Origin of the sequence: Polynucleobacter sp. MWH-UH2A (genome assembly GCF_018687195.1) — a bacterium.
Classification (GTDB): domain Bacteria; phylum Pseudomonadota; class Gammaproteobacteria; order Burkholderiales; family Burkholderiaceae; genus Polynucleobacter.
Map to the genome: position 1 here is coordinate 959,524 of NZ_CP061321.1, position 17,533 is coordinate 977,056.

14 protein-coding genes and 2 tRNA genes are annotated in these 17,533 nt (G+C 45.5%); 13 read left to right on the plus strand and 3 right to left on the minus strand.

The features are described from left to right. Window positions 1–200: 200 nt before the first annotated feature. From carA to IC571_RS05050, 4 genes are read left to right on the plus strand one after another with little or no spacing between them, the layout of a single operon-like run. Window positions 201–1,388, plus strand: a complete 1,188-nt coding sequence (carA, locus tag IC571_RS05035) for a glutamine-hydrolyzing carbamoyl-phosphate synthase small subunit (RefSeq protein WP_215317815.1) — start codon at window positions 201–203, stop codon at window positions 1,386–1,388. Next, window positions 1,388–4,651: a carbamoyl-phosphate synthase large subunit gene (gene carB, locus IC571_RS05040; RefSeq protein ID WP_215317709.1), complete on the plus strand. Its 3,264-nt coding sequence runs from the start codon at window positions 1,388–1,390 to the stop codon at window positions 4,649–4,651. Before carA ends, carB begins: the two co-directional genes overlap by 1 nt. A gap of 55 nt (window positions 4,652–4,706) precedes the next feature. After that, window positions 4,707–5,183: a transcription elongation factor GreA gene (gene greA, locus IC571_RS05045; RefSeq protein ID WP_215317710.1), complete on the plus strand. Its 477-nt coding sequence runs from the start codon at window positions 4,707–4,709 to the stop codon at window positions 5,181–5,183. Next, window positions 5,183–5,656: a DUF4149 domain-containing protein gene (locus tag IC571_RS05050; RefSeq protein ID WP_215317711.1), complete on the plus strand. Its 474-nt coding sequence runs from the start codon at window positions 5,183–5,185 to the stop codon at window positions 5,654–5,656. The genes greA and IC571_RS05050 overlap by 1 nt, the downstream gene beginning before the upstream one ends. Before the next feature lie 27 nt (window positions 5,657–5,683). On the opposite strand, the gene IC571_RS05055 is transcribed toward IC571_RS05050, so the two are convergent. Further along, complete coding sequence (locus IC571_RS05055) at window positions 5,684–6,268, minus strand: YhbY family RNA-binding protein (RefSeq protein ID WP_215317712.1); 585 nt, start codon at window positions 6,266–6,268, stop codon at window positions 5,684–5,686. A gap of 126 nt (window positions 6,269–6,394) precedes the next feature. On the opposite strand from IC571_RS05055, the gene IC571_RS05060 reads away from it, so the two are divergent. The 5 genes from IC571_RS05060 to IC571_RS05080 all read left to right on the plus strand — a co-directional run bounded on the left by IC571_RS05060 (window position 6,395) and on the right by IC571_RS05080 (window position 12,838). Next, window positions 6,395–7,069 (plus strand): RlmE family RNA methyltransferase, encoded by a 675-nt coding sequence (locus IC571_RS05060; RefSeq protein ID WP_215317713.1) that lies wholly within the window; start codon window positions 6,395–6,397, stop codon window positions 7,067–7,069. Window positions 7,070–7,216: 147 nt separating this feature from the next. After that, window positions 7,217–9,094 carry an ATP-dependent zinc metalloprotease FtsH gene (gene ftsH / locus IC571_RS05065; protein ID WP_215317714.1) on the plus strand — a complete coding sequence of 626 codons (1,878 nt, stop codon included), beginning with the start codon at window positions 7,217–7,219 and terminating at the stop codon, window positions 9,092–9,094. Between the two features lie 18 nt (window positions 9,095–9,112). Further along, window positions 9,113–9,970: a dihydropteroate synthase gene (gene folP, locus IC571_RS05070; protein ID WP_251373513.1), complete on the plus strand. Its 858-nt coding sequence runs from the start codon at window positions 9,113–9,115 to the stop codon at window positions 9,968–9,970. Between the two features lie 53 nt (window positions 9,971–10,023). Continuing rightward, the gene (gene glmM / locus IC571_RS05075; protein WP_215317715.1) at window positions 10,024–11,367 is read left to right on the plus strand and encodes a phosphoglucosamine mutase; all 1,344 of its coding nucleotides are present in this window, start codon (window positions 10,024–10,026) and stop codon (window positions 11,365–11,367) included. 46 nt (window positions 11,368–11,413) lie between these two features. Next, window positions 11,414–12,838, plus strand: coding sequence for an alkaline phosphatase (locus tag IC571_RS05080; RefSeq protein WP_215317716.1), 1,425 nt, complete (start codon window positions 11,414–11,416; stop codon window positions 12,836–12,838). A gap of 3 nt (window positions 12,839–12,841) precedes the next feature. Here IC571_RS05080 and IC571_RS05085 read toward each other — a convergent pair whose 3' ends face one another. Further along, complete coding sequence (locus IC571_RS05085; RefSeq protein ID WP_215317717.1) at window positions 12,842–14,929, minus strand: TonB-dependent receptor; 2,088 nt, start codon at window positions 14,927–14,929, stop codon at window positions 12,842–12,844. Between the two features lie 79 nt (window positions 14,930–15,008). Next, the gene (locus tag IC571_RS05090; protein ID WP_215317718.1) at window positions 15,009–15,377 is read right to left on the minus strand and encodes a hypothetical protein; all 369 of its coding nucleotides are present in this window, start codon (window positions 15,375–15,377) and stop codon (window positions 15,009–15,011) included. A gap of 60 nt (window positions 15,378–15,437) precedes the next feature. Here IC571_RS05090 and IC571_RS05095 point away from each other — a divergent pair. The 4 genes from IC571_RS05095 to IC571_RS05110 all read left to right on the plus strand — a co-directional run bounded on the left by IC571_RS05095 (window position 15,438) and on the right by IC571_RS05110 (window position 17,527). Further along, window positions 15,438–15,514, plus strand: a tRNA-Pro gene (locus tag IC571_RS05095). 38 nt (window positions 15,515–15,552) lie between these two features. Beyond that, window positions 15,553–15,629: transfer RNA gene (locus IC571_RS05100), tRNA-Arg, on the plus strand. Between the two features lie 149 nt (window positions 15,630–15,778). Continuing rightward, on the plus strand, window positions 15,779–16,693 hold the full coding sequence (locus IC571_RS05105) for an amino acid ABC transporter substrate-binding protein (protein ID WP_371742900.1): 915 nt from the start codon (window positions 15,779–15,781) through the stop codon (window positions 16,691–16,693). Between the two features lie 51 nt (window positions 16,694–16,744). Next, the gene (locus IC571_RS05110) at window positions 16,745–17,527 is read left to right on the plus strand and encodes an amino acid ABC transporter permease (RefSeq protein ID WP_215317719.1); all 783 of its coding nucleotides are present in this window, start codon (window positions 16,745–16,747) and stop codon (window positions 17,525–17,527) included. Window positions 17,528–17,533: the final 6 nt, after the last annotated feature.

Below are 17,533 nucleotides of genomic sequence, written 5' to 3' on the forward strand. Positions count from 1 at the left end.
CTAGGGAGAATAGGTCGCAAAGCCTATTTGGCTGGGGATTCAAGGGCTTAGAACGCAAAACTGGTATCATTGCAAGGTTCGAAACTAATTAAATACCCTAGCGCTTAAAGACACTCACCTCCCGCATACACAGCCCCGGGTTGGTCTTTTTGGGGTGTTGAGCGTCGGATGGAGCAGGGACTGGAGATAGTTTGTCACCCTTGCTTCCTTCTTTTCCTCCTGCCGTGTTGGCTTTAGCCGACGGCACTATCTTTCCCGGTTTTAGTATTGGCGCCTCAGGCGAAACTGCTGGCGAAGTCGTTTTTAATACCGCCTTAACTGGTTACCAAGAGATCATCACTGACCCCAGTTATTCAAGACAAATTGTGACTTTGACATACCCACATATTGGCAATGTTGGTGTAAATGCCCAAGATGCGGAATCCGACCAAATTCATGCAGCAGGATTGGTCATTAAAGATTTGCCTAAGCGCGTATCCAATTTTCGCTCTGAAATGAGTCTAGACGCCTATTTAACAGATGCAAGTGTGGTTGGCATTTCTGGAATCGATACTCGTAAGCTCACTCGAATCCTGCGTGACAAAGGCGCTCAGTCTGGGGCAGTTGTTGCTGGCAAATTGGGTGATAGCTATGAATCCTTGACTGCAAAAGCCTTAGAACTGGCAAAAGCCTTCCCTGGAATGTCTGGTCTGGACCTAGCAAAGGTGGTGACAACTCAGAAACCTTATGAATGGCGAGAAGCAGAATGGGAACTCAGTGGACCGAATGGCAAGCCTGCCTATAAATCGCTCGATACCTCAAAGCCTGTAAAGAAGGTGGTGGCTTATGACTTTGGCGTTAAGCGAAATATTTTGCGCATGCTCACTGAGCGTGGATGTGAACTAACCGTAGTTCCAGCACAAACTTCTGCAGCAGATGTATTGGCTATGAATCCAGACGGGGTGTTTTTCTCAAACGGCCCTGGCGATCCCGGCCCATGTGATTACGCGATTGCTGCAGCTAAAGAGATTATTGAAAAAGGTATTCCAACCTTTGGCATCTGTTTAGGTCATCAGATTATGGGTTTAGCTGCCGGCGCAAAGACCTTGAAAATGAAGTTTGGTCATCATGGCGCTAACCATCCTGTTAAAGATTTAGATACCGGCCGTGTGGCCATTACTTCTCAGAATCATGGTTTTGCAGTGGATGCAAATACATTGCCAAATAATGTGCGTGTGACCCATGTATCTCTGTTTGATGGTTCTTTGCAGGGTCTGGCATGGAAGGATAAGCCAGCACTGTGTTTCCAAGGTCACCCTGAGGCTTCGCCGGGACCTCATGATATTGCCTATTTATTTGATCGTTTTGTGGAGCTCATGAATGCTGCCAGCAAGAAGGAGGGCAAATAATGCCTAAGCGTAGCGACATCAAGAGCATTCTGATTATTGGTGCAGGACCGATTGTGATTGGTCAGGCTTGTGAATTTGACTATTCAGGTGCGCAAGCATGTAAAGCATTACGTGACGAAGGTTACAAAGTTATTTTGGTCAACAGTAATCCTGCAACCATCATGACTGATCCTGAAATGGCAGATGTCACCTACATTGAGCCGATTACTTGGGAGGTAGTCGAGCGCATTATTGCAACAGAAAAACCGGATGCCATATTGCCAACGATGGGCGGACAAACGGCCTTAAATTGCGCATTAGATTTACATCGCAACGGCGTGTTGAAGAAATATGGTTGCGAACTGATTGGCGCCTCACCAGAGGCGATTGATAAGGCGGAAGATCGTCAAAAGTTCAAAGATGCCATGACTAAGATTGGACTGGGTTCTGCAAAGTCTGGTATTGCCCATTCCATGGATGAAGCGCATGAAGTGCAGCAGCGCATTCAACAGGAAACAGGTAGTTCTGGTTTCCCAGTGGTCATTCGTCCCTCATTCACGATGGGTGGTTCAGGCGGTGGTATTGCGTATAACCGCGAAGAATTCGAAGAGATATGCAAACGAGGTCTAGATTTATCTCCAACCCGTGAGCTCCTGATTGAAGAGTCACTTCTTGGTTGGAAAGAATTTGAAATGGAAGTGGTACGTGATCGTAACGATAACTGCATTATTGTGTGCTCCATTGAAAACTTAGATCCGATGGGTGTTCACACAGGCGATTCGATTACGGTTGCGCCTGCACAAACTCTCACGGATAAAGAGTATCAATTAATGCGAAATGCATCGATTGCGGTTCTGCGTGAGATTGGTGTTGATACCGGTGGCTCTAACGTTCAGTTCTCAATCAACCCCGTAGATGGGCGCATGATTGTGATTGAAATGAATCCACGTGTTTCACGTTCATCTGCTTTAGCCTCTAAAGCCACTGGCTTCCCAATTGCAAAGATTGCTGCCAAGCTTGCTGTTGGATACACACTCGATGAATTAAAGAACGACATTACTGGCGGTGCAACACCTGCATCTTTTGAGCCATCTATCGACTATGTTGTAACGAAGATTCCTCGTTTCGCATTTGAAAAATTTCCGCAGGCCGACTCACGCTTAACTACGCAGATGAAGTCTGTTGGCGAGGTTATGGCGATTGGCCGTACTTTCCAAGAGTCATTCCAAAAGGCTTTGCGTGGTCTCGAGGTCGGCGTTGATGGCTTGGACGAAGTTTCAACTGATCTTGATGACATCATTAATGAGATCAATGAGCCAGGTCCTGATCGTATCTGGTATCTCGCAGACGCATTCCGCATGGGGATGGGCCTGGATGAGGTTTATAGCGAAACCAAAATTGACCCTTGGTTCCTCGAGCAGATTGAAGAGCTGATCACCATTGAGGCTGAGTTGAAGCAGCGCAAGGTCGATAGTCTTGCTGCAGCAGAACTCCGTTTTGTGAAGCAAAAAGGCTTCTCTGATAGACGTTTGGCTAAATTACTTGGAGTTGATGCTTCTTCTGTTCGTTCAGCACGCCATCGTTTAAAGGTAGTTCCTGTCTATAAGCGTGTAGATACCTGTGCCGCAGAATTTTCAACCAATACAGCCTATATGTACTCTACGTACGAGGCCGAGCATGGTGAATGCGAATCACGTCCAACTGATAAGCAAAAGATTATGGTCTTAGGCGGCGGTCCTAACCGAATTGGTCAAGGTATTGAGTTTGATTATTGCTGCGTACATGCGGCATTGGCAATGCGTGATGACGGTTATGAAACCATTATGGTTAACTGCAACCCCGAGACGGTTTCAACTGACTACGACACTTCTGATCGTTTGTACTTCGAGCCTTTAACATTAGAAGATGTATTGGAAATCGTCGCCAAAGAGAAACCTAAAGGGGTGATTGTTCAGTACGGTGGTCAAACCCCTCTGAAATTGGCTTTAGATCTTGAGCGCAACGGTGTTCCGATTATCGGAACCTCACCCGACATGATTGATGCAGCCGAGGATCGTGAGCGCTTCCAGAAGCTTCTTCATGACCTAGGCTTGCGTCAACCGCCAAATCGTACCGCTCGCGCTGAAGATGAGGCGTTAAAGCTTGCAGAAGAAATTGGTTATCCACTAGTGGTTCGTCCATCCTATGTACTCGGCGGTCGAGCAATGGAAATTGTTCATGATGGCCGTGACCTAGAGCGCTATATGCGTGAGGCGGTTAAGGTTTCTCACGACTCCCCAGTTTTGTTGGATCGTTTCTTAAATGATGCGATTGAGTGTGACGTAGATTGCATTAGCGATGGCGGTAAAGTCTTTATCGGTGGCGTCATGGAACATATTGAGCAAGCCGGTGTTCACTCTGGCGATTCAGCATGTTCATTGCCACCTTATTCCTTATCGGATTCAACGGTTCAGGAAATCAAACGTCAAACTGCTGCGATGGCCAAGGGCCTTAATGTCATCGGATTAATGAACGTACAGTTTGCGATTCAGAATGTGGATGGCAAAGATGTCATCTATGTTCTGGAAGTAAATCCACGTGCATCACGTACAGTTCCGTTTGTGTCAAAAGCAACTGGTTTGCAATTGGCCAAAATTGCTGCACGTTGCATGGTAGGACAGACTTTAGATAAACAGGGCATTCAATCTGAAGTGAAGCCTCCATACTTCTCTGTCAAAGAGGCGGTATTCCCATTCAATAAGTTCCCAGGAATTGATCCGATCTTAGGGCCTGAGATGCGCTCCACTGGTGAAGTGATGGGTGTGGGTAAAACTTTCGGTGAAGCCCTATTTAAATCTCAATTAGGCGCGTTTATTAAATTACCAAAGAGCGGTACTGTACTCTTAACGGTAAAAGATAGTGATAAGCCTAAGGCGGTTGAAGTGGCCAAACTTCTACATCAATTAGGCTTCCCAATGGTTGCTACGAAAGGTACGGCTGCTGCTATTGAAGCCGCCGGATTGCCAGTGAAATTGGTGAATAAGGTGAAGGATGGGCGTCCACACATTGTTGATTTTATTAAGAATGGTGAGATTTCCTTGGTATTTACTACTGTCGATGAGACCCGCACTGCAATTGCAGACTCTCGTTCAATCCGCACTAGCGCTCAAGCAAATGGCGTGACGTATTACACAACGATTAGTGCTGCTAGGGCGGTGATGGATGGATTACTGGCTTCGCAGAATGGAAGCAAAGACTCATTAGAGGTTTATTCACTACAGAATTTACATGGAGCGCTTATTTAATCTAAAATTAATTATCTAGGCGCGCTTTGCGCCTTTTTTAAGTTAGGTTAGTTGTATGAGCACAATTCCAATTACTAAGCGTGGTGCTGAACTCCTGAAAGAGGAGTTGCACCACCTAAAACATGTAGAACGCCCAGCCGTTATTAATGCGATTGCAGAGGCACGCGCGCAGGGAGATCTCTCAGAGAATGCCGAATATGATGCTGCCAAAGAAAAGCAGGGCTTTATAGAAGGGCGCATTCAAGAGCTTGAGGGCAAATTATCGGCTGCACAAGTTATTGATCCGGCTAGCTTGGATGTCTCAGGTCGGGTTGTATTTGGCGCCACCGTTGATCTAGAAGATCTTGAAGATGGGACTAAATTCACCTATCAAATTGTTGGTGATGATGAAGCGGACATTGCAGCGAATAAAATTTCGATTAGCTCACCAATTGCTCGTGCATTGATCAGCAAGGAAGAGGGTGATGTTGTAGCAGTTCAAGCTCCAGGCGGCAATCGCGAAGTTGAAATCTTAGCCGTCAAATACATTTAATGAAGCTCACCCAAATCCAGCGATTATTTACGGTAATTTCTGGGCTTTGGGTAGGTGCCTATATTGCGATTGGCTTTTTAGTTGTACCCATTTTGTTTATGACTATTGGTGATCGACAGGTGGCTGGTGTGATCGCCGCCAATCTATTTAAAACGACTGCTTACATGAGCGTTGGGGTTTGTGGCTTCTTGATGGTGATGGCCAATCATTTGGTTAAATTGGGCAGGCCACAGTATCGATGGATTCGCTGGATTTTATTGTGTATGTTGGCCTGTGCCGTAGCGGCTGCATTCATTCTGATTCCTTGGATGAATGGTTTGCGTGACCAAGCTTTGCAACTAGGCTTATCCGTGCGTGATACCAACAACGCGGATGTATTTCGTGTCTTGCACAGTGTATCAAGCGTGATATTTATTATCCAAACCATCCTAGGGCTCTTGCTGGTATGGCGCTCAACAAAAAACGTCGACTAGCGACGTTTGATTTGCTAATTTGAAGTATTAAGACCCTAGCGATTTTTTCTTGGTGCTACTCATGCGCACCTTACGCTTCTTAATTGGTGCAGGAGCAGGACTTGCTTTTCGGTAGCCTGGAGATGACCAACCAATTTTTGATTCTGCTGCTTCTGAACGCAGAACTCGCTTCTTTGGAGTAGATGATTTAGCAGCTGCAGCGCGTTCAAATGGTGATTTTCTGCTTGAGGCGGACTGACCTGCAGAGCCCTTTCGTATTTGGCTGCGAGGATCTTGAAGTCTCTTTTTGGTTTGTTTGCTGGATCTATTGAGATTCAAGTACGCTTCCTCAACTACATCCTTTGGCTTCCACAGAACCAGTAATTTACCGATATGTTGAACTGGAGCTGCATCAAGCCTATCGCATAGTTCATCATAGATTGCGATACGCGCTTCTCGATCATCGCCAAACACGCGGATTTTGATTAAACCGTGGTGATTAATTGCTGATTTAGCCTCTTTAATTACGGCCGGTGTTAATCCGTCGCCACCAACCATCACTACAGGGTTTAGGCCGTGGGCGTCAGCTTTTAGAGATTTGCGTTGTGCTGGGGTAATCGTGAGTGCAGTCATGGACTCGATGATAGAGCATTGAGCTTAAAGTGGCTCTCTTAAGGCTGAAATTGGCGGTTTTTAATGAGATTCCTTTTGCTTTAGAGCTTCGAAACAGGGAAAATAGAGGCTGAAAGTGATTATGTTGTGGCAAAGAATAAATTTAATAAAAGCTGGTTACAAGACCATTTAACAGACCCGTATGTGAAGATGGCTCAAAAAGAGGGCTATCGCGCTAGAGCGGTATACAAGCTGAGTGAGATTGATGAGGAAGATCACCTTATCAAGGCAGGCATGACCATTGTTGATTTAGGTAGCGCACCTGGAAGTTGGTCGCAGTATGTCCGCAATCGCTTAACCGAGCTTGGTAAAAGCAATCCCGCAATTGAGTCAGGCAAGCCAGATGGTCAGATCATTGCGATCGATATTTTGCCAATGGAAGAAATCGCAGATGTGAATTTTATTCAAGCTGACTTTCGCGAAGATGAAGGCTTGGCTGCATTGGAGGCCTTGCTACCTAAATCTGCTGGCGGCAAGGTTGATCTCGTGCTGTCCGATATGGCGCCTAACTTATCCGGTGTTGGGGTGGCAGATGCGGCGAGGATGGCTTTTTTGGCAGAGATCGCCTTAGATTTTGCGTTTGCACACCTAAAGCCAGATGGTGCATTACTGATTAAATGTTTTAACGGTAGTGGATATAGTCAAATTGTGGAATCCTTCAAAAAGGTCTTCAAGTCTGTCGCCTCAAGAAAGCCAAAAGCTTCAAGGGCTCGATCCTCGGAGATCTTTCTTTTGGGGCGAAATCTAAAGCCGCCCAAATAATCCCCATAATCTGGTAAATAACCCCCTGAATTACATGGGTTTATTAAATAAATATCGCTAAAGCCCTTGAAAAAGGCTGGTAGTAGAATCAAATACTTAGGTAGCGATTCGCTTTAACTCCTGGTTCAATCCAGAAAAGGACTCACTTTGAACAGCAATATGTTTCAAAAAATCGGTGTGTGGCTCATTGTGGGCCTGGTGTTATTTACTGTTTTTAAACAGTTTGATAAACCCAAGGATCAGAATCAGGTCACGTACTCCCAATTCATGGATGACGCAAAGGCTGGCAAAGTTAAGCGTGTCGATGTTCAGGGCCGTACTTTGCAAGTGACGCCAGCGGATGGCAACAAGTACTCCATTATTTCTCCGGGCGATATTTGGATGGTCGGCGATTTGATGAAGTATGGCGTTCAAGTTACTGGTAAAGCAGAAGACGAACCAAATATGCTGGTTTCTGCTTTGTATTACCTTGGGCCAACCTTACTCATTATTGGTTTTTGGTTTTTCATGATGCGCCAAATGCAAGGTGGCGGTAAGGGCGGAGCATTTTCATTTGGTAAGTCAAAAGCCCGCTTGATTGATGAGAACAGTAACACTGTGACTTTTGCTGACGTGGCTGGTTGCGATGAGGCAAAAGAAGAAGTATTCGAACTAGTAGATTTCTTAAAGGATCCGCAAAAGTTTCAGAAGCTGGGTGGACGTATTCCGCATGGTGTATTGCTCGTAGGCCCTCCTGGTACAGGTAAAACGCTTTTAGCACGCGCGATTGCGGGTGAGGCCAAAGTTCCATTCTTCTCGATCTCTGGCTCAGATTTCGTGGAGATGTTTGTGGGTGTTGGCGCTTCGCGTGTGCGCGATATGTTTGAAAACGCCAAGAAGAATTCCCCTTGTATCATCTTTATTGATGAGATTGATGCGGTAGGTCGCCATCGTGGTGCTGGTATGGGAGGTGGCAATGACGAGCGAGAGCAAACACTAAATCAAATGTTGGTTGAGATGGATGGCTTTGAGAGCAACAGTGGAGTCATTGTTGTTGCTGCCACAAACCGTTCTGATGTATTGGACAGAGCTTTATTGCGTCCAGGTCGTTTTGATCGACAAGTGCATGTTGGCTTGCCGGATATTCGTGGTCGCGAACAAATTCTTCAGGTTCACATGCGCAAGGTGCCCATCGATCCCGATGTCAACGCAGCGGTATTAGCTCGTGGTACCCCAGGATTTTCAGGTGCCGACTTGGCTAATCTCGTTAATGAAGCAGCTTTGTTTGCTGCACGCAGAAACAAGCGCTCGGTTGATATGAAAGACTTTGAGGACGCTAAGGATAAGATTTATATGGGGCCTGAGCGCAAGTCCGCAGTAATGCGTGAAGAAGAGCGTCGTAATACGGCTTATCACGAGTCTGGTCACGCTGTTGTTGCGAAGGTTCTGCCAAAAGCAGACCCCGTGCATAAAGTCACCATCATGCCTCGCGGAATGGCTCTTGGTGTTACTTGGCAATTGCCAGAGCATGATCGCGTTAATCTTTACAAAGACCGAATGCTGGAAGAATTGGCAATCTTATTTGGCGGTCGCGCTGCTGAAGAGGTTTTCCTTAACTCGATGAGTACCGGCGCTTCAAATGACTTTGAACGTGCTACTAAAATGGCGCGCGATATGGTGACTCGTTATGGTATGAGTGATAGCTTGGGTACCATGGTTTATGTTGACACTGAATCTGAAAGTATTTTTGGGCGTAATAGCACCAAGACAGTTTCTGAACTCACTCAGCAGAAGGTCGATGCTGAAATTCGTACTTTGATTGATAGTCAATATGCTTTAGCTAAATCTATCTTGGAACAAAACCGCGATAAGGTTGAAGCAATGGTTACCGCTCTATTAGAGTGGGAAACCATCGATGCAGAGCAGATTACTGACATCATGGAAGGTCGCCCACCGAGAGCACCCAAACCACCACCAGCAACGCAGTTTGGAAATTCTGCTGGCACGGCTGGACCTGCAGCAGGAAGCGCTCCGGCAACAGCTTAAATCCTTTTATAGCAATAGATGGATCTATTAGGGACTCAAGAGATGCCCACAACATGGCGTTGTGGGCGTTTTCTTTTTGACCTTACCAAGCGCAAACGCCCAATAGTCATGGGTATCTTGAATGCTACCCCCGATTCATTTTCGGATGGTGGTAGGTTTCGATCAGTCCAAGATGCCATTGCCCAAGCTGAGAGAATGATTGCTGATGGAGTGGATCTAATTGATATTGGCGGCGAATCCACTAGACCTGGCGCAGAACCTGTATCACTGCAAGAAGAGCTGGATCGGGTTCTGCCGGTAATTGATGGCTTGCGAGATTACGGCGTACCTCTATCAATTGACACCTATAAAGCAGAGACGATGCGCCAAGCGCTTCGCGCTGGCGTGGATTGCGTCAATGATATTTGGGCTTTACGCCAAGAGGGCACAGTTGAAGCTGTACTTGAGAGTGCGAATTGCGGAATCGTATTGATGCATATGCAACGTGATCCGCTCACGATGCAATTCAACCCCGAATATCAGAATGTGATGGTAGAGGTAATGCATTTTCTGCAGGAGCGAGCCAATCTTTTACTAAACCGGGGAGTTAGTCACGATCGGATTGCATTAGATCCTGGCTTTGGCTTTGGTAAAAGTCTTGAGCATAATTTAGAGATGCTTTCAAAGTTTGATGTGTTCTCTAAAGCTGGATACCCTGTGCTTGCGGGTATTTCTCGTAAATCTATGCTGGGTAAGATCACTGGCAAAGAAGCAGACCAGCGCCTTAGCCCAAGCATAGCCGCTGCGATATTGGCGGCCGATCGTGGGGCCAAAATCATTCGCGTACATGATGTGTCTGAAACGATCGATGCTTTAAAGCTCTGGGAAGCTTTATAAACATAGGAAATTGTCTCGTTTACAAATCTATCAAAGTTTTATAATTATTCACTATGAAAAAACAATACTTTGGAACTGATGGTATTCGTGGCGAAGTGGGCAAATTTCCGATTGTTCCGGAATTCATGACCCGCCTTGGCTATGCGGCAGGCAAGGTATTAAGTAAAGACATAAAGGTGGGCGAACGCTGCAAAGTACTTATCGGCAAAGATACTCGAGTTTCTGGCTATCTCTTGGAAGCGGCACTTGAGGCAGGGTTTGCTGCAGCGGGCGTCGATGTGATGTTATGCGGGCCTATACCGACACCTGGTGTTGCTTACCTTACAAAGGCGTTGCGATTGTCTGCGGGAATAGTCATTTCAGCATCACACAACCCATATCAAGATAATGGCATTAAATTCTTTTCAGCTAATGGCGATAAGTTGTCTGATGACTTTGAATTGGCCATTGAGGCGGAACTAGAAAAACCGATGGGTTGTGTTAACTCGAAAGAGTTAGGCAAGGCCTTCCGACTTGATGATGCCGCTGGACGGTACATCGAATTTTGTAAATCTACTTTTCCCGGCGATCTTAATCTAAAGGGTTTAAAACTAGTAGTTGACTGTGCAAATGGCGCCGCCTATCACACTGCGCCCCATGTATTTCATGAGCTTGGGGCAGAGGTTGTATCTATTGGTGTAAATCCAGATGGTCGCAATATCAATGATGGTTGTGGTGCTACAGCACCTGCCGCTCTCATCGCGAAAGTCAAAGAAGTAAATGCGGACCTTGGTATCGCTCTTGATGGCGACGCAGACCGCTTACAAATGGTGGATGCATCTGGCCGTTTATTTAATGGCGATGAACTTTTATATGTCTTGGCCAAAGATCGCTTGAGTCGTGGACAAAAATTAGGCGGCGTTGTCGGCACGCTAATGACCAACTTGGCAATTGAAAATGCGATTAAAGATATGGGCATTGGGTTTGAGCGTGCTAATGTGGGTGACCGCTATGTTCTTGAGTTGCTCAAGCAAAAGGGCTGGATTATTGGTGGCGAAGGCTCCGGACATTTGCTATGTCTCGATCAGCATTCCACAGGGGATGGCACTATAGCCGCTCTGCAAGTATTAGCCGCAATGAGCCAAAATAAAAAAAGTTTGTCGCAGCTCTTGGATGCAGTGACAATTTTCCCTCAAGTGCTTTTGAATGTGAAATATATGGCTGGCTACGACTGGAAGTCCGACGAGGATTTAAAGAAACAGATTCAGCTGGTAGAGCAAGAACTTCAAGACATAGGCAGGGTGCTTATACGTGCCTCAGGTACAGAACCTTTACTGCGCGTTATGGTTGAGACAAAAGATGCCAATGTCGCCATGCGAACAGCAAAAAGTATTGCGGATTTAGTGCCGACCACATAAAAACCGTAAATAGAGGATCTAAGCAATGCGCTACAAGATAACAATAATGAAACTCAAATTTATTGTTGGCTTATGCTTTGTCCTTACACTATTCACTAGCTCATTTGCGTTAGCGCAAAATCAACAACAACCCCCGCAAAATATCATCATCTTATTTGCTGATGGAACTACCAGTAGTCAATATGAATTCGGTCGATATTCAAGTCAACTGTTGCGTCAACAGCCTTTTGCTATTACCGACGTTGTAATGCAACACGGAAACATGCAGTTGATGAAAACAGAATCTGCTAATTACTTTGTAACGGATTCCGCTGCAGCAGCTTCCGCCATGTCTATTGGTCAAAAGGTGAATAATGGCGCGATTTCAGTAACGCCAGATGGCAAGTCGCCAGAAACGCTCATGAAGTTTGCCAAAAATAATGGCAAACGAATCGGCCTAATTAGTACCGCCCCTGTTTATGATGCTAGCCCAGCTGCTTTTAGTGTGCATGCAAAGTCAAGACGTGATAGTGAAATCATCGTCGATCAATATTTACAACTAGAGCCAGACCTTTTGATGGGTGGTGGCGCAGACTTTTTTCTTCCAAACACAGTTGAAGGCGGCAAGCGAAAAGATGGAAAAAATGTAATTCAAGCCTTTGAGGATAAAGGCTATCAATACATTCATTCTCCAGACGATCTAAAGAAGATCAATAAGACAAAGGTGTTGGGATTATTTGCTAACGAAGACATCGATTATGAAATTGAGCGCAACCCAAAGGAGTCGCCAAACATATCTCAGATGCTGGATGCCGGGCTACGCGTTCTTAATCGAGAGTCTAAAAGCAATAAAGGTTTTGTCCTATTTGTTGAAACTGAAAATTCAGATTCGGCCGGCCACAATAATGATGTTGCCTCACTCATGCGCGACCTTTGGGCATTTGACGATGCAGTTAAAGTTGCCCTAGATTTTCAGAAGCAATACCCAAGAACCTTAGTTATTGTTACCGGCGATCATGAAACTGGAGGCTTTTCACCAAGCTATGGCCGTAAAAATCTAGGGGCGGCAGGTAGCGCAAATTATCTGAATGTCGATATTCAACAACTGAAGTTGATTGAGCAATTCAAGATGTCTTTAAACGAATTCTCCACCCAGTTGAAGTCCAAAATGAAGCAGGGGGCTAGTAAATTTGAATTAAACGCCTTCCTCACTACATTGCTCGAAGAAAGCTTTCCTGGGCTCGTGTTAGAGGACGACCTTAGAGAGAAAATAATCAATCAAGGTCAGTTGTATCCCAACTCAAATTATTTGCCAGCCAATATTCTCGGCTTAGCAATTGCACGGCAAACGGGTTTTTATTGGGGTACTTCTGGCCATACTCCTGCACCCATTACGGTCGCCGCCATTGGGCCTGGATCAAACATATTCCGAGCTTATGATGACAATACGAGATTTGCCCTGAAACTACGTCGTCTTATTTCTGGGAAGTAAGACCTAGAAGGCAGCCCTCACTCCCATCATGACGCTTCTGCCAGGTTGTGGTGCATAGAGTCTTACGGCCATGGGAGAGGTTGCGTAGCGAATGTCTTCATTCAGTAAATTCTTTAAGGCAAGGTAGCCCGTCCAGTTGATTTTCCCAATTCGCTCTGTATAAGAGAGATTTGCATTGAGCAGGTTATAGCTGGGTGTGGGGCTGATTTCCCAGTTTGCTAAGCGATTCTGTTGATAGCTATAAATATAGGTAGCGCTAGTGAGCCAGCCATTGCGTTGATAGGCCATTTCAGCCCCCAAGCGTGGAGCGGGTTGCAGGGGTAAATTCCCGCCAGCATTAAAACTTCCTTGTGAGACATCTCCAAAAATACGGCTCCCAATACCAGCTTGATTCCAGTTATAAGATAGTTCCCCCTCTGCACCACGAATATTGGCATTCGCTTGCGATGCCTGTACAACAGAAAAATTTTCATACACGGTACTAGATGAACCTGTATAGAAACCATAGATGTAATTCGTAAATTGATTTCGATAAATACTGACCTTGCTACGTATATCGCCTATGGTCTTCTGAAGACTCAATTCAATATTGTGCGAAGTTTCTGTGCCCAAATTGGAGTTGCCAATATCAAAAGTTGCCGTTGAATCATGGGGTCCATATGAATATAGCTCTTGAGGGGTTGGTGCCCGCTGGGAAACGGTATACGCCAAACCAAGACCATATCCTTTAGCAATGTCATAATGTCCGCCAGCCGAGTAGGAGAATAAATTGAATTGCCGATTCTGAATAGCTGGAGGAATATACGTATTCGGTATTCCTTGTGAATTTGGGCTAGGAAACTGTGTAGCCGAGTTAGGGTTTTGTGAGGCATAGCTATAGCGAGCGCCAAGGTTGGTTTTTAATGCACCGTAACGGCCTTCCTCTACCCAAAATAGGGCGCTGGCATTGGACTTGGTTTGTGGAACGATGACATAGTTATTGGTAGATAAATCCAAAGCATTGAGCGTTGCGCCAGTTACTTGCGCACCAACTACACCTTTGGATCCAAACCATTGCTTATGCGCTAGTTCTAGTCGCGCTTCAGTGGCAGTGTTATTCCATTGAGTTGATGCAACACCGTTATTGTTAAATTCAGTATGTTGGTAGTTGGTATTGGCCGCACTGAATTTGAGAGATGAAAATCCATCAAATGGATCATTGGTTTGATGGGCAAGGTCATACCGATTTTGAGATTGCTGAATAAAGCCACCTTCAGCAGTCGGCGTGCCGTAGTTATGATTCATTCTCTCTAAAGAAACCCCGGTATACCCATCTGTACGGATGTAGGAGGCACCAAGTCCTAAGCTATTTTGATTGCTAAATGAGAACGGAAGTTTTCCGCTGTAAGGAATATTTACAGGGCTACCTGGATTAATTGCCCAATTCGCATTTGGTCCGCCTTGTTCTGCATAACCTGGAATTTGATAGTTATTGGAGTTGCTAATAGTAGAGTCAAGATGCAAGGCTAAAGGTCCAGCGGGTGCATCTAATTCAATATTGCCAGTTTTTCCTTGGTTTGCAGTTTCATAACTTGTATTAATTGCTCCCGATAGAGCATCGGGCAATGAAGTCACAATTCGATCATTCAAGACATTGACTAAACCACCGCTAGAGCCAGAACCGTACATTAATGCAGCGGCACCACGCAATATTTCGATCTGATGGGTGTTTTGCATGGGATTCGCAACGGCATGATCCGGGGAGATGCTAGACACATCCCCAACCGATAAACCATTTTGCAAGATCTGTACGCGGGCGCCCTCAAGTCCACGGATGACTGGCCTGGAGGCTCCCGCCCCATAACCAGTGGCTGAAACTCCCAACTCATTGGCAAGGGTTGACCCTAGCGTGTTCCCCAGTTTATTTTGCAGCTCATCACCGGTAAGGACTTTATTGGGTGATAGGAACCCATGACCATCATCACGTGAGCCACTCACATTCAGTTGGATTGATGCATCAAGATCATTTTGTGACCAAGCGCTAGCGCTGATCAAGAATGACAGGATCAGCGCTGCTACATGTAAACATTTTCGATACTGCTGGAGATGCATACTTCATCCACATTCGCCAAGGAATTGACGATTAATAAACAATTCATGCCAGATAAATCACCTGGCATAAGCCTAATATCTAGAGGATGAAAGAAGGGGGTGCTTGTGATTGATAGGCGACCAGAGAGGGCGCATCAATTTGGGTAGCCGACCACTGAAAAATGACGAGTTGAATATTGCTTGCTAATGATCCCAAGTGAAGACTTGGAGGAATACAGCCAGCCAGAGTTAAGGCATCAAATAAATGGCAGGCTTCGGAGCTGTGTTGAACAGCGGGCTTGCATTCAACTTCCGCAGAATCGCAAATCGTTTGTTTTGCGAAGCCCAAATGAGAGACGTTGTGGCTAAGGCCAACCCAATGAGTTCCCAGCATGCAAAATGACAGCAATACCGCTACAAGCGTAGCGTTTATTTGCTGATTTAATCTGCTGGAAAAATGGGCAATCATGTGCCGAATATTACAGGATTTGCCTGAAATAGCCCTGTCGGTGTAGAATATCGGTTCCGTCGGAGTGTAGCGCAGCCTGGTAGCGCACCTGCTTTGGGAGCAGGGGGTCCAAGGTTCGAATCCTTGTACTCCGACCACTTTCTCTATTTAGTTCTGATATAGACCCAGCCAATATCTGCCCATAGCTCAGCTGGATAGAGCAACGGCCTTCTAAGCCGTAGGTCGCAGGTTCGACTCCTGCTGGGCAGGCCAAATTTCCCTTATTGCTGTTTTATTCTCTACCGCTGGTAGAAACCCGCTAAATTCATGCAAAAATGCCGAATTAGCCGATAAATTTGCTATAAATGCAGGTGTATCTACATCACCAAATATATAAGTACGGTAATTAAAGGAGAAGCTCAATGAAGCGCATTTCAATGGTTAAGGCAGGTCTGATTGCAACGGGTTTATTGCTTTCAAGTATTAATGCTCAAGCAGCAAGTCAAACCTTGGACAAAATGAAATCTACTGGTGCTGTCACCATGGGTGTTCGTGAATCATCTATTCCGATGTCCTACACCACTGGCGATAGTCGTTTCGATGGCTACCACGTTGAGATTTGCCGCATGATTTTGGGTGATATCAAAGACAAGCTAGGCATGAATACCTTGCGTATCAACTACCAGCCTGTGACTTCTCAAAACCGTGTTCCGCTAGTACAGAACGGAACTGTTGATATTGAGTGCGGTACCACAACCAACAACACAGCACGCGCAAAAGATGTTGGCTTTGCATATACCCTTTATGTTGAAGAGGTACGCATTGCTGTTAAAGCAAATTCTGGCATTAAGTCGATTGCCGATTTAAATGGCAAGAAAGTGGCGACCACCACAGGAACGACGTCTGTTCAATTGCTCCGTAAGCATGAGAGAGCGAATGGCGTTAATTTTGATGAGGTATTTGGCAAGGATCACGCTGATAGCTTCCTCTTGCTAGAGTCAGGCCGTGCAGACGCCTTTGTGATGGATGGTTCTATTTTGGCCGGCAATATTGCCAACTCCAAAAATCCAAAAGATTACAAGATTGTTGGTGAAGTGTTGAGTACTGAGCCGATTGCAATTATGGTCCGCAAGGATGATCCTGAATTTAGAGCCGCGGTGGATGCATCAATTGCCAAAATTGTTGCTAACGGCAATATGCCAAAACTTTGGAACAAATGGTTCTTGTCTCCGATTCCTCCAAAAAATATCGTTGTTGGTCTCGAGTTATCTCCAGCAACCAAAAATGCTTGGGCGAATTTGAATGACAAGCCGGCAGAGGATTACAACAAGAAGTAATTTCAACCATCAATTTTTTAAAAGTTATTTCACCTTGATGCGATTGGAATCATGGATTTAGGAATATTTTGCAAGGGCACGCTCGACCAAGAGCCTGTTGAACACTGTTTTTCGGCCTTGTTTGCCTTTGGCAAAAATCCTGATCCGAGCTATTTAGATTGGCTAATGAAGGCTTGGGGCTGGACCTTGGCGGTTGCGGCCCTAGGTCTTATTCTTGCCTTGCTTCTTGGGGCACTAATGGGCACCTTACGTACCTTGCCTCCTGAGAATAAATTTAATAGATTCTTAGTCCGCTTCTCAACGGCGTGGGTAGAGTTATTTAGAAACATTCCCATCCTAGTACAGGTTTTCCTCTGGTATCACGTTGTACCGGCATTTATTCCCGTCCTCAAAGCTTTTCCTTCCTATTTATTAGTGAGTATTGCCTTGGGATTTTTTACCTCTGCCCGTATTGCAGAGCAGGTCAGAGCAGGCATACAGTCTTTACCTTCTGGTCAAAAGTCTGCTGCCACAGCCTTGGGTCTAACTACATTTCAATCCTATCGCTATGTGATCTTGCCTATGGCATTAAGGATTGTGATTCCTCCGCTTACTTCGGAAAGCATGAATCTGATCAAGAATTCTTCTGTAGCTTTCGCGGTATCTGTGCCTGAGCTAACACTTTTCGCAATGCAAGCACAAGAAGAAACTTCTCATGGAGTAGAGATTTATTTGGCGGTTACCTTGCTCTATGCACTATCTGCGTTCGCTGTAAACCGTGTGATGGCTTATATAGAAAAGCGTTCTCGTATTCCGGGATTTATTGTTGGTAATTCTGAAGTGGCGGCTCATTAATGATCA